Annotated in this window: 15 protein-coding genes and 1 tRNA gene; 12 read left to right on the top strand and 4 right to left on the bottom strand. The window is 40.3% G+C overall.

Features of this window, described 5'->3' with window-relative positions:
* Nucleotides 1–133: 133 nt before the first annotated feature.
* The 3 genes from LI126_RS04450 to LI126_RS04440 form a co-directional block, all read right to left on the bottom strand.
* Nucleotides 134–2500 (bottom strand): ABC transporter permease, encoded by a 2367-nt coding sequence (locus tag LI126_RS04450; RefSeq protein WP_227164922.1) that lies wholly within the window; start codon nucleotides 2498–2500, stop codon nucleotides 134–136.
* A 15-nt stretch (nucleotides 2501–2515) separates the two neighbouring features.
* Nucleotides 2516–3214: an ABC transporter ATP-binding protein gene (locus LI126_RS04445; RefSeq protein ID WP_227164921.1), complete on the bottom strand. Its 699-nt coding sequence runs from the start codon at nucleotides 3212–3214 to the stop codon at nucleotides 2516–2518.
* A gap of 245 nt (nucleotides 3215–3459) precedes the next feature.
* Nucleotides 3460–3951 carry a sporulation initiation factor Spo0A C-terminal domain-containing protein gene (locus LI126_RS04440; RefSeq protein WP_227164920.1) on the bottom strand — a complete coding sequence of 164 codons (492 nt, stop codon included), beginning with the start codon at nucleotides 3949–3951 and terminating at the stop codon, nucleotides 3460–3462.
* Nucleotides 3952–4141: 190 nt separating this feature from the next.
* Here LI126_RS04440 and hypB (LI126_RS04435) point away from each other — a divergent pair, with 190 nt between their 5' ends.
* The 3 genes from hypB (LI126_RS04435) to LI126_RS04425 all read left to right on the top strand — a co-directional run bounded on the left by hypB (LI126_RS04435) (nucleotide 4142) and on the right by LI126_RS04425 (nucleotide 5660).
* Nucleotides 4142–4810, top strand: a complete 669-nt coding sequence (gene hypB / locus LI126_RS04435) for a hydrogenase nickel incorporation protein HypB (protein WP_055156696.1) — start codon at nucleotides 4142–4144, stop codon at nucleotides 4808–4810.
* 24 nt (nucleotides 4811–4834) lie between these two features.
* Nucleotides 4835–5500, top strand: coding sequence for a hydrogenase nickel incorporation protein HypB (gene hypB, locus LI126_RS04430; RefSeq protein ID WP_055148156.1), 666 nt, complete (start codon nucleotides 4835–4837; stop codon nucleotides 5498–5500).
* A 74-nt stretch (nucleotides 5501–5574) separates the two neighbouring features.
* Nucleotides 5575–5660 (top strand) — tRNA-Ser (locus LI126_RS04425).
* A 100-nt stretch (nucleotides 5661–5760) separates the two neighbouring features.
* Here the strand turns inward: LI126_RS04425 and LI126_RS04420 are convergent.
* On the bottom strand, nucleotides 5761–6129 hold the full coding sequence (locus LI126_RS04420) for a metal-dependent transcriptional regulator (RefSeq protein WP_015529710.1): 369 nt from the start codon (nucleotides 6127–6129) through the stop codon (nucleotides 5761–5763).
* Between the two features lie 323 nt (nucleotides 6130–6452).
* Between LI126_RS04420 and LI126_RS04415 the strand changes: the two genes are divergently transcribed.
* The 9 genes from LI126_RS04415 (at nucleotide 6453) to LI126_RS04380 (ending at nucleotide 12980) form a co-directional block, all read left to right on the top strand.
* A complete protein-coding gene (locus tag LI126_RS04415) occupies nucleotides 6453–6662 on the top strand; it encodes a FeoA family protein (RefSeq protein WP_055148154.1) in 210 nt (69 codons plus the stop codon).
* A 48-nt stretch (nucleotides 6663–6710) separates the two neighbouring features.
* Nucleotides 6711–6929, top strand: a complete 219-nt coding sequence (locus LI126_RS04410) for a FeoA family protein (RefSeq protein WP_015529712.1) — start codon at nucleotides 6711–6713, stop codon at nucleotides 6927–6929.
* A gap of 59 nt (nucleotides 6930–6988) precedes the next feature.
* Complete coding sequence (gene feoB, locus LI126_RS04405) at nucleotides 6989–9172, top strand: ferrous iron transport protein B (RefSeq protein WP_227164919.1); 2184 nt, start codon at nucleotides 6989–6991, stop codon at nucleotides 9170–9172.
* 106 nt (nucleotides 9173–9278) lie between these two features.
* On the top strand, nucleotides 9279–9461 hold the full coding sequence (locus tag LI126_RS04400; RefSeq protein ID WP_054753981.1) for a FeoB-associated Cys-rich membrane protein: 183 nt from the start codon (nucleotides 9279–9281) through the stop codon (nucleotides 9459–9461).
* Between the two features lie 12 nt (nucleotides 9462–9473).
* Entirely contained in the window at nucleotides 9474–9608 is a 135-nt protein-coding gene (locus LI126_RS15695) for a hypothetical protein (protein ID WP_015529715.1), read from the top strand.
* 15 nt (nucleotides 9609–9623) lie between these two features.
* Entirely contained in the window at nucleotides 9624–9986 is a 363-nt protein-coding gene (locus LI126_RS04395; RefSeq protein ID WP_055163071.1) for a heavy-metal-associated domain-containing protein, read from the top strand.
* Nucleotides 9987–10053: 67 nt separating this feature from the next.
* Entirely contained in the window at nucleotides 10054–10461 is a 408-nt protein-coding gene (locus tag LI126_RS04390; protein WP_020435697.1) for a Fur family transcriptional regulator, read from the top strand.
* Between the two features lie 83 nt (nucleotides 10462–10544).
* Complete coding sequence (locus LI126_RS04385) at nucleotides 10545–10874, top strand: DUF6110 family protein (RefSeq protein WP_055148145.1); 330 nt, start codon at nucleotides 10545–10547, stop codon at nucleotides 10872–10874.
* 6 nt (nucleotides 10875–10880) lie between these two features.
* Nucleotides 10881–12980, top strand: coding sequence for a heavy metal translocating P-type ATPase (locus LI126_RS04380; RefSeq protein WP_227164918.1), 2100 nt, complete (start codon nucleotides 10881–10883; stop codon nucleotides 12978–12980).
* Nucleotides 12981–13051: the final 71 nt, after the last annotated feature.

Below are 13051 nucleotides of genomic sequence, written 5' to 3'. Positions count from 1 at the left end.
GGAGGATACATGTTTTGGCTTGAATGCATCTCGCCCCATCGCCAAAGGCGATTTAAAATGGCGAGATGCGTTGCTGGTCGCACATCGTGTGAACAGTAACGTCCTTAGGCAGCAGATGCAGGTACAGTCACGATTATTCAATATTTTTTAGGGCCTGATCCATAGGAACTTTCTTGATTCTGCGGTATTCAATCAATGCAACAAGCAGGTAAGTTCCAAATCCTAGCAGGAACATTTTTACATACAGGACCGGATCAATATACAACGGGATCCAACCGGAAATACTGCTGATCATAATTCCGCGGAAGAGAGCGTTCATGAGAACTGTTTCTATCGGAAAACTCAGAAGCAGGAAGATCACGACCATAATGGTTGTAGACAGCAGATACAGACTGCTGATCTCCCGGTCAGAGTATCCAAGTATTTTTGTCATAGAGATTGACTGTGCATTCTTTTCGATAATGATCTTTGACAAAAGATAGATCAGAATCATAAAGAGCACGATTGAAAATCCGTCTAACAGATACATCATGCTTCCCATCGAAACATTCAATTGTCTGGAGATTTTAGACAGACTGTCGAGGTCGATCACAGAGCCGATGTATTTCTGGTCAATATCGGTTATCTCGCTGTCAGAGAGATAACCACTGAAGTAATCGGAACCAAGGTCAAACAGTTCATTGAATGTATCCTGTGGAAGAAAAACGGTCAGACCACCTTCATAATCGTAGATTCCTTCAATAGAAAACGTGTATGTATCATCTTCATAAGCTTCCTTTAAAGTAATTTCATCACCGATATCCAGAAGATATTTATCTGCATAAGCAGAAGAGATGTATGCAGGAGTTGCATCAGAAGCATCCTCTTTCTTTGAAACATCTTTGTCAGATACAGTTTCCTGAAAATCAATCGGAAGATAGCGGCTGTTATCTGCAAGTCCATAGAGCAGGATTTCCTCTTCCTTATATTTCTTATCTGTTGTTTTCAGTGAATAAGCGCTGAATTTCTCCGCATCAGGGTTATCGGTTTCTACCTCGTGCTGAAAATAGAGCATATTTACAAGGCTTTCAAGTTTATGATCTTCGTCCATGGCGTTGATCGGTATCTGCAAAATGTACTGGTAGTTACAAAGCAGATTATCTTTTAGAACAGTCTGATAATGATCGAGTACAGCAGGGAAGAGCAGACCGAACATCAACAGAAGGTTTGCAAATAAGATTCCGAGGAACAGCAGAAGGTAATTGCTGACATTCTGGAAAATCACACGCAGTCGGAAACGACTGAAAAATGGAATTCTTCTGTTCAGTGATAATGCATGCTTTTGTTGCCTTCTCTTTAAGTCTCTGCGGAGGAACTTCAAAGGAGAAAGCGATAGTCTTCTGCGAAGTACTGTGTAATTGACGAGAAGCATTAGCAAGATTGGAATGATCGTGGTAAGCAGAAATGCTTCTGCGTTCCATACGGTCACATAAGTTGGTAGACTGTAGCTTCCGTAATACATGCCGGCGCAGATATCTTTCATGATCGTATAGCCAAGAACATTTCCAATCAAAGCACCGACCAGTGTGACAAGGATCGGCATGGCCATATAATGGCGGATCAGTTCATATCTGGTGTAGCCGCTGGCAAGAAGAGTTCCAATGACATTTGCCTCTTTTGCAATGGTGTTGCTGATCGTAATGCCAAAGACAAACGCCATGATCGCAATTACAATATAAAGAAATACGATCATCATTGCGCGGTCGCTTCCCATATCATCCCGGGTAAATATGATTGCCTGGTTGAGATAACGCGGAACGAATTCTTCCAGAGAAACCTCCTTGTTGATTGCTTTCATCAGATCATCAGATACTTCTTTTTCTTCTTTCTCTGTCGTAGGTTCATCGTTGTATTTCCACGCATAGCAGTATTTTACAAGTGGAGAATCCAATGATTCAAATGCTTCGGACGTTACAACTCCAATTCCGAATTTGACAGAATCAAACATGGAATCGTTGTTGTTCTGAAAGAGACAGCTGTAATCCGGAAGAGCAATGAATCCGGTTACCTTCCAGTTCTGTGTATCACTTTTCAGTGTGTCTCCGATGGAAATCTTATTGTTGTCAGCATACATACGGTCGATGGCGATTTCATTTGCCGCTTTTGGAAATTCTCCTTCCATGAGGCAGGCAAGATTCACCTGCTCCCTGTTTGCAAAAATACGCATTGTGCTGCCATTTGTTAAATCCTGTTCCAGATAGAAATTGTCATAGATACGGATACCATTTTCTTCCACAGACTGAATCTGCGCATCATTCATTTTTTCAGAAGTACGGAAATGTCCGTTCTCTGTATTATAGTTATCAATTCCTTCATTATAAGCTTTGATCATGCTGCCATCGGCAACAAGAAATCCGGAGACGAATCCGATGGTTATTACAAGAAGAAGGAAGATAACAAGATACTTACCAAAGTCTTTCCGGAATTCTCTGGGGAGACGTTTGTTTAATGGATTTTTCATTGTCTGTTGCCTCCTTTACCAGTCAAGATCCTGGGCACTGACCTTATGATCGTTCAGATAATTTTTTCGTATCATACCGTCACGAATTCGGACAACATGGTCTGCCATATCTTTGATCGCATCATTGTGTGTTACCATTACAACTGTATTACCGTACTTTTGATTGACCGTTTCAATTAGCTTCAGTATTTCTTTCGACGTTTTATAATCAAGCGCACCGGTTGGTTCATCACAGAGCAGAATATCCGGATTCTTTACAATCGCCCTGCCAATGGCAGTACGTTGTTGCTGGCCACCAGAGAGCTGATTCGGCAGCTTCTTCTGATGTGCAGAAAGACCAAGGGTATCAAGAAGTTCATCTACATCTAACGCGTGATCACTTAAGTAAGCACCGACTTCAATATTTTCGCGCACAGTAAGATTGGGAATCAGATTATACATTTGGAAAACATATCCAAGATGTTTTCTTCGGTATTGACTAAGACGTTTTGCAGTCATTTTTTCCATCAATTCGCCTTCAATTGTGATCTGCCCGCTGTCTGCCCGGTCAATACCTCCGATGATATTCAGCAAAGTGGATTTTCCCGAGCCGGAAGGTCCAAGAAGAACACAGAATTCTCCTTTTTCAATCAATAGATCAATGCCTTTTAAGACTTCTACACGACTGTCGCCTTGTCCAAAGGATTTTTTGATATTGGTTAAGGATAAAAACATAGTCAGCCTCCTGTCTTGTGTGAGAATTGAGTTTATCTTATTTCAGGCTCCCTTGTTTGGAAAAAGGATAGATAAAACTCACACATATTAGAAATGAATAGTATACGTTAGTTACAACTAACGATTATACCACAAAGAAGATGAAAAAGACACTATAAGAAATGTAAAAAATTATAATTATTTCAGATATAAAAAGGGCTTCCCGATGATTGAAGGGAGGTCCTTTTTGAAAAACGGATTGATTATTATATTTCATACATGCGTGCAGTCAGGTTCAGGTTGAAGTCGTTTTGCCACAAAAGAAAGCATGCTTTCGAGTACCTGACATTTATTGTTACAGACAGGGCAGAGGATGGAAGATACATTTTCTTCTGATTGGGTCGGGACGGTTTCTTGTGATAAGAAAATAAAATCGTATAAATATTCAAAAATTCTTTATTCGTTGGTTTTCTGTCCATATAGGTTCTGTTGAAAATCATTTCAAGAATAGTTTTATTTTCCGAAGTCCAGATTGCATTGACCGTGTTGCGGATGTTTTTTTCTACACAAGACCAGCTTGTCTCATAATGGGCAGCAATATCGATGTACAAAGCTTTGGTAATATTGGATACACGAGTCTGATCCTCGTTTATCAAGAGTAATCCATACACAATGTAATCATAACCAAGACTAGTTCTGGCAGCAATAAGTTTATCAAGTGTAGATTTGATTTCAATTACGAGTGTATTGTGGTTCATGAGAGTCCCCCTTAGAAAGTAATATAGATAAGAAGGAAGAGCCTGTTTTTGATATCATATCTATTATATACGTATTTATTATATTTGTAACGATAAAATTTATGAGTGACTAAACAAATGTACAAAATTATTTCTTTTTGTTATAATGAAAAGAAAATAATAGCGGTGTTCGACACCGAGGGGAGAACGCATGGAAAAAGCAAAAGTAATAGAATTAAAAGAAACAATTCTTGAAGACAACAATGCAGATGCACAGGTGTTACGTCAGGAATTAAAGGCACAGAAAACGTGTCTGATGAATTTGATGTCCAGTCCGGGAAGTGGAAAGACAAGCACGCTTCTGGCATTGAAACCGTATTTTGAAGGGAAAATCAAGTGGGGTGTGATGGAGGCAGACATTGATTCTGATGTAGATGCGAATACACTGATCGAGGCGGGAATTCCATCGATTCAGCTGCATACAGGAGGAATGTGTCATTTAGATGCAGATATGACACGGCAAGGAATAAGAGCATTTGACAGAGATGAGCTGGATTTTGTTGTACTTGAGAATATTGGAAATCTTGTTTGCCCGGCAGAGTTTGATACAGGCGCAAACTTTAATCTGACAATTCTTTCAGTTCCGGAAGGAGACGATAAACCGGCAAAATATCCGTTGATGTATGAAGTATCTGATGTGTTAGTGATAAACAAAATCGATGCATTACCTGTTTTTGATTTCCGAAAAGACTATGTTGAAGCATGTGCAAGAAGATTGAATCCACAGATTAAGATTTTTTACATCTCTGCAAAGACAGGAGAGGGTATGAAGGAATTGGCTGATTATCTGTTGGAAAAGATACAGGAAGTGAATGCATAATATATAAAAGAAGGGAATAAAAACATGGGAAACGTCAGAGTGATTGAGATAAAAGAAAGTGTATTTGCGGATAATGATGCTACTTCAAAGGCAATCCGCGAGAAAATGAGTGCCCAGGGGACACTATTCTTAAATGTCATGTCCGGACCGGGGAGTGGAAAAACAACATTATTAAGTGCATTGATCAACAGAATAAAAAATCAGCTGAGAATTGGTGAGATGGATGTAGATATCGAGACAAGTCTAGATGCACAGAGAGTCGCAGATCTGACAGGCGTGGAATCCATTCAGATCCATAATTGCGGATTGTGTCATATTGATGCGGATATGGTATCGCGCGCACTGCTTGAATATGATACAGAGAACCTTGATCTGTTAATTCTTGAAAATATCGGGAATCTTGTCTGTCCGGCAGAGTTCGATACTGGGGCACATAAGAATGTGATGCTTCTTAGTGTGCCTGAGGGGGACGATAAACCACTGAAATATCCGTTGATGTTTCAGGTAAGTGATCTAGTGCTGATCAATAAAATAGATACTCTGGAGTATTTTGATTTTGATTTTGAACTTGCTAAGGAACGTATCTTGAAATTAAATCCAAATGCAGTTGTTCTTCCGGTTAGTGCAAAAACGGGAGAAGGATTGGAACAGGTGATTGACTGGATTATGAAAGAAAGAGAAAAACTATAAGCAAATTCTCCCTTGATTTTTCAGAGGAAAATGCTATAATTATTCTTGTGTCTGCTTTGGCAGATGCAAGAGAAGGAGTTGTATCGAAGTGGTCATAACGGGGCGCACTCGAAATGCGTTAGCCCTCCGGGGCACGTGGGTTCGAATCCCACCAACTCCGCTTGTGTATTTACCATGTAGGTATCATTATAACGATAAGTAAAAGTAAGAAAAAAGCACTAACAGAAGAGATATCACTCTTCTGTTAGTGCTTTTTCGTTTTAAGAATGAGAAACAATATGCTTCTTAATTGCATTGAAACTTTCCTCACTGATCACATGCTCCATACGACAAGCATCATCAGCGGCAATCTGTGGATCAACTCCGAGTCTCTCAAGCCAGGAAGAGAGAAGAGTGTGACGCTCATATATCATGTCAGCAATCGCCTGTCCGGATTCTGTTAATGTAATATAGCCCTCACGAGATACAATAATGTGTTCGCTTTCTCTGAGCTTTTTCATTGCCACACTGACACTTGATTTCTTAAAGTTAAGCTCTGTTGCAATGTCGACGGCACGTACGACAGGAAGCTTTTTGCTTAACATGAGGATTGTCTCCAGATAATTTTCAGATGATTCATTTACATGCATAGGTAATGGCCTCCTCTATATAATAAATTATAATTTATCTGTATCACTATTTACAGTGAAATTTCATGTCTTTGCTTAGTATATCATAATTTATTCCTCACAGCAAATAATTTGCCAGACAAATTCAACATAGATTTGGAAAGTCGTTGAACAGAAAAAAATAGAAAAACTGCAAATTAGTCATTGACAACTAATAGAGATTAGCATATACTAACTTACGAGCGGAAGAGAAAATGAAAAAAATTATCAATCTCAACTGTTTTTAATAATCTATATCAAATGAGAATGGATTCTAATATCATTTAAGAAAGAAGCGTGAGATTATGCCACTTACAATGGCCAACATTGGCGAAACCAATACAATTAAGAGAGTAAGCGGAAATGATGAGACAAAGCGTTTTCTTGCGAATCTTGGATTTGTGCCCGGAGCAGAAGTGATCGTGCTATCTGCAATTGGCGGTAACGTTATTGTTAATATTAAAGATTCGAGAGTAGCAGTAAATGCTGATATGGCGCGCCATATCATGATCTGATTGAGACGCTGAAAAAGTGATGAGTAAATTAAGAAAGGAGTATGTGTTATGACTTTAGGTGATGCAAAAGTAGGAACTACTGTTGTAGTTACAAAAATCGAAGGAGACAGTGCTTACAAACGCCGTATTATGGACATGGGAATAACAAAAGGAAGTGAACTTTTTATCAGAAAAGTTGCACCACTTGGTGACCCGGTTGAAATTACAGTTCGTGGATACGAGCTTACTGTCAGAAAGGCAGATGCACAGTGTGTAGAGGTTAAATAAGCCTACAGATACAAAGAACCTGATGAGAGATTCTAGAATTTAAGGAGGTAAAGAGAGTAATGGCAATCACAATTGCACTTGCAGGAAACCCGAACTGCGGTAAGACAACACTGTTTAATGCTCTTACAGGAGCCAACCAGTATGTTGGAAACTGGCCGGGAGTAACGGTAGAGAAAAAAGAAGGTAAGATCAAGAATAAGAAATACAAAAAGGAAGACGTTACAGTAACTGACCTTCCGGGAATTTATTCCCTTTCTCCATATACACTTGAGGAGGTTGTCAGCCGTGATTACGTTCTGAATGAGAATCCGGATGTAATCGTCGACCTTGTTGATGCAACTAACATCGAACGTAACCTGTATCTTACAACACAGCTTGTTGAGACAGGAGTACCGGTTGTAATCGCATTGAACATGTGCGATCTTCTCGCTAAGAGAGGCATTAAGATTGATGTAAAACGTCTTTCCATGTTGATCGGATGCCCAATTGTTGAGATTTCAGCATTGAAGCAGAAAGGTCTGGATGAACTGATCGATGAAGCAATCAAAGTTGCAAAGCAGAAGGAAGTAAAACTTCCTAGTGAGATCTTTGCAAAAGATATAGAAGCTGCTGTAGAAAGCGTAAAGGAAATCCTTCCTGATACAATTACAGAAGATAAAAAAAGATGGTACGCTGTAAAGTTCCTTGAAAATGACAGCAAAGTTGTAGATCAGATAAAGCTCTCAGGTGCAGCAAAAGCAGTTGTTGAAGATGAAAGAACAAAACTGGAAAAGAAACATGATGACGATATGGAAAGTATTGTAACTGACGGACGTTATCAGTTTATTCAGAAAATTGTAGGAACTACTGTTAAAAAAGCAAAAGAAAAACTGACAACATCGGATAAAATTGACCGTATCGTTACAAACCGTATCCTCGGTATTCCGATTTTCATTGCAGTTATGTGGCTTGTATATTACATATCTGTCACAACAGTAGGTACATTTGTAACAGACTGGACAAATGATACATTCGTTGGAGCCATTCAGGAGGCAGTTGGAGGATTCCTTACAAATGTCGGAGCAAGTGATCTGATCAACGGACTTGTAGTGGATGGTATCATCGGCGGACTTGGAGCAGTACTTGGATTCGTTCCACAGATGGCAATCCTGTTCCTTTTCCTGTCTATTCTTGAAGACTGTGGATACATGGTACGTATCGCATTCGTCATGGACCGTGTGTTCAGACATTTCGGACTTTCAGGCAAGAGCTTTATTCCGCTTCTGATTTCTTCAGGATGTGGAATCCCTGGAATCATGGCTTCCAAGACAATTGAGCAGGACAACGACAGACGTCTTACAATCATGACAGCAACATTTATCCCATGTGGAGCAAAACTTCCGGTTATTGCTATGATGGGTGGAGTTATTGCCGGTGAAGTAGCAGGATATCAGGAGAGCTCCTTCATTGCACCATTGATGTACTTTGTAGGAATCGTTGCAGTACTTGTTTCTGCAATCATCCTGAAGAAGACAAAACCTTTCTCAGGAAAACCGGCTCCGTTCGTAATGGAGCTTCCACAGTACCATATTCCACAGGCTAAGACAGTTCTCCTTCATGTTTGGGAGAGACTGAAAGGATTCATCATCAAAGCCGGAACAATCCTGTTCCTTGCATGCGTAGTAATGTGGTTCCTTGGAGGATTCGGATTTACAGCAGATGGATTTGGACTTGTAGAAGACAGCGCAGACAGCTTGATGGCAGCAATCGGCGGAGTGATCGCTCCACTGTTCGCACCACTTGGATTTGGTGAGTGGCAGCCTGTAGCAGCATCTATCTCAGGATTTACAGCGAAAGAAGCAATCGTTTCTACAATGGGAGTTCTTGCAAATGTGTCCGGAGATACAGAAGACGCAGTGACAGTAGCGCAGGGAGTTGCTTCCTGGTTCCCGTCAACAATTGCAGCATTTACATTCCTTCTGTTCAACCTGCTTGACTCACCTTGTCTTGCAGCAATCGCGACAATGGCACAGCAGATGCAGTCCAGAAAATGGTTCTGGTTTGCAATCCTGTTCCAGAATGTATTTGCTTATGTTGTTTGCCTGATCGTATACCAGGTAGGATCTTTCGTAACAGGCGGAGCATTTGGCGTAGGTACAGCAGTAGGATTTATCTTATTGATCTTCCTTCTGTTCATGCTCTTCAGACCAGATCCGTACAAAGATCAGAAAGTATACTCAAAACGTTCTGTGCAGGCAGCGTAATATGAGAGAAACAAGAACGTGAAAGCGTTCTTGAAAAATAGAGCTGGATGCAGGAAATGTATCCGGCTCTCTGTTATAATAAGAGAAAAAAGAGGTGTTGATGACAATGATAGCAAATATTGTAATAATAACTTTAATTATCGGATATTGTATTTTTCTCATTTATAAAGGATATAAGAACCATAAAGAAGGGAAACATGTCGGATGCGCCGGATGCAGTGGCAACTGTGGAAGCTGCGGCGGATGCAGTGCGGCAGCTGGAAAATCTCAATATACAAAGAAAAAGTAAAAGGTGATTAGAATGGGAAATTCAACAGGTTCTATGTTTTACGCATTTGGTGCATTTCTTTTGATTTACCTTGTTGGTGTATCCATCTATCAGATTTATCTGTGGATCAAGAAATGGCGAGAAAACAGAGAAGAGAAAGAAGACTAAAAGAGGGATCACAAAATGGCAGATATTATCATTATATTAATTGTAATCATCTTGCTTGGGTTGGCTCTGAAAGGATCAATCAAACATTTTAAAGGAGAAGGTCCTTGTTGCGGAGGCGGTTCAGGAAGCAACAAGAAAGCAAAAACAAAGTTTTTAGACGGTCCGGTGATTGGCAGAAAAACGTTGAAGATTTCAGGAATGCACTGCGAGCATTGTGCGAATACCGTAACAAATGCATTGAATGGATTGGACGGTATTACTGCAAAAGTGAATTTAAAGGACAATAGTGCAGAAGTTTCCTACGACAGAGAAATTGATCTGACAGATTTGAAAAATGCAGTAAAAAAAGCAGGGTATGAGGTCACTTCTATCTCATAAGAGTAAAACTCTGTGAGAGATGGCAAAGCAACTGATACAGCGAAAACCAGGAAGCAGGAGGTGTACCGTGAGTAAGAAAGAACAGATTATTGAAAAACTAAAAGAAAACGGGTGCCGGATCACAAAACAGCGTAAAATGTTGATTGATATTATTTTAGAAAATGAATGCTCAAGCTGTAAAGAAATCTTTTATAAGGCATCCCAGGCAGATGAAAAGATCGGTGTGGCAACTGTTTACAGAATGATCAATGCATTAGAAGAAATCGGAGCAATCAACAGAAAAAATATGTATAAAGTTGATTGTGCGCAGGATTGTCCGGAAGATGGGGGATGTATCATCATGCTGGATGATGATACGATCTTTAAACTTACGGAAACAGGGTGGAACAAGGTGATCCGCGAAGGACTGAAACATTGCGGTTATGTAAAAGATCAAAAAGTAACATCAATTAAATTACCGGATAATAAACGATAAAATTTATCGACAAATGCAGTTAGAATTGACTATCCGCATAGTGAGTTGATATGATGTATAAAAATTTTAGGAGGTTTTATACAATGTGGGATATATTTAAATTGAAAAAAGCAGGAATCTTTGCAGGAGGTGTTCTTTTCGGAACAGCGGGAGTGAAAATTCTTGCAAGTGATGATGCAAAGAAAGTTTACACAAACTGTACAGCAGCAGTTTTAAGAGCAAAAGACTGTGTGATGAAGACAGCAACAACTGTTCAGGAGAATGCAGAAGATATCCTTGCAGAGGCTCAGCAGATCAATGAGTCACGTGCAGCAAAAGAGGCTGAGGCTGTCTACGAAGCAGAAGAAGCAGAAGAGACAGAAACTCAGGAAGAGAATATAGGTGCGCAGGATTTCAAAGAGGAAGAAGTTTAAATCTCTATGAAATTTATTGTAAAGCATGAGATCAATGGCCGCCTTCGTATCCATGTTGTCCAGAAAAGGATGACATATACGGAGGCGGATACTCTATCCTGGTTTCTCTCCAATCAGAAGAATGTAACAGATGTAAAAGTATATGAACGCACCGCAGATGCTGTGATCTGTTATGTTGGAGATAAGGAAGAGATCTTGAATTTATTGAAGCAGTTTTCTTATGAAAATGCAATTCTTCCGGAACATGTTGCTGCAGGTTCTGGAAGAGAGCTGAATGCTGTTTATCAGGAAAAGCTGGTCATGAAGACAGTTCTTCATTATGGAAGCAAGTTATTCCTTCCAATGCCGGTCCGTGCAGTGATTACATCTGTAAAATCAGTGAAATATATCTGGCACGGAATCCGTTGCCTGATGCATGGTAAGATAGAGGTTCCTGTCCTGGATGCTACAGCAATCAGCGTTTCCGTATTCCGTAGAGATTATGCTACAGCCGGATCTGTCATGTTCCTGCTTGGAATTGGTGAGATCATAGAAGAATGGACGCATAAAAAGTCTGTCGGAGATCTTGCGCGCAGTATGTCACTTAATGTCAATAAAGTGTGGCTGAAGAGAAATGAACAGGAGATTCTTGTAAAATCATCAGATATTGAGCCGGGAGACCATGTTGTGATCCGTATGGGAAATGTGATCCCGTTTGATGGGGAAGTAGTTACTGGTGAAGGAATGGTCAATCAGGCATCTCTTACAGGTGAGTCACTTCCTGTAAGAAGAAGTGTAGGACAGTCTGTTTTCGCCGGAACAGTTCTCGAAGAAGGTGAGATTGAAGTTCTTGTCAAAGCGGTATCAGGCTCTACCAGATTTGAAAAGATTGTGACAATGATCGAGGATTCTGAAAAACTGAAGTCTTCTGTAGAAGGGAAGGCAGAACATCTTGCAGATAGACTTGTTCCATATACATTACTGGGGACAGGTGCAGTCTGGCTCCTGACAAGAAATATTACGAAGACACTATCTGTTCTGATGGTAGATTTCTCCTGTGCATTGAAGCTTGCGATGCCGATCACTGTACTTTCGGCAATCCGTGAGGCAGGCGAGAACAATATCACAGTAAAGGGTGGTAAGTTCTTAGAGGCCGTGGCCGATGCAGATACAATCGTTTTCGATAAGACAGGAACATTGACAAAGGCAACGCCGACAGTGAAAGAGATTGTTGCTTTCAGTGAATACTCAGAAAATGATCTGCTTCGTATTGCAGCATGTCTGGAAGAACATTTTCCTCATTCTATGGCAAAGGCCGTTGTAGATGCAGCGAAAGAAAGACATTTGTCTCATGAAGAAATGCACTCAAAGGTAGAATATGTTGTGGCACATGGAATCTCTTCCTCTATTGATGATAAAAAGGTTCTGATCGGAAGCAGTCATTTCATTTTCGAAGATGAAGGATGTACGATTCCATCCGAATATCAGGATAGATACGATTCACTAAAACCAGAATACTCTCATCTGTATCTGGCAATCGAGAAACAACTTGTTGCAGTTATCTGCATTGAAGACCCACTTCGTGAAGAGGCAACAGAAATGGTTCGTAATCTGAAGAAAGCCGGTATCCGTAAAGTCGTTATGATGACAGGTGACAGTGAACGTACAGCGGCGGCAATTGCGAAACGCGTTGGCGTTGATGAGTATTATGCTGAGGTTCTTCCGGAAGATAAAGCGAATTTCGTTGAGAAAGAAAAAGCAGAAGGAAGAAAAGTAATTATGATCGGTGATGGGATCAATGATTCACCTGCTCTTTCAGCAGCGGATGCGGGGATTGCGATCAGTGACGGCGCAGAGATTGCAAGAGAGATTGCAGATATCACGATTGCGGCAGATGATCTGCGTGAAGTTGTGACGCTGAAACTTCTGGCAAATGCCATGATGAAGCGGATACATAAGAATTACAGAAATATCGTCGGAATCAATTCAGGACTGATTCTGCTTGGCGTGACAGGAATTGTCCAGCCGACAGTATCTGCACTTTTGCACAATGCGTCTACATTGATGATAAGCCTTGGAAGTATGAAGAATCTGCTGGATGAAAATAAAAGAACAGAACTTGAGTAGTTACTGTGAACAGCAATCTTGAGTGAAACAATATAAAATAAAAAAGGCAAGAAAAAGAACTGCCGGGATTA

The organism is Mediterraneibacter sp. 210702-DFI.5.30 (genome assembly GCF_020560115.1).
In the GTDB taxonomy this organism is placed as follows: Bacteria; Bacillota; Clostridia; order Lachnospirales; family Lachnospiraceae; genus Mediterraneibacter; species Mediterraneibacter faecis.
Note: the sequence above shows the minus strand (reverse complement) of the source record. Positions and strands in the feature narration are given on the sequence as shown.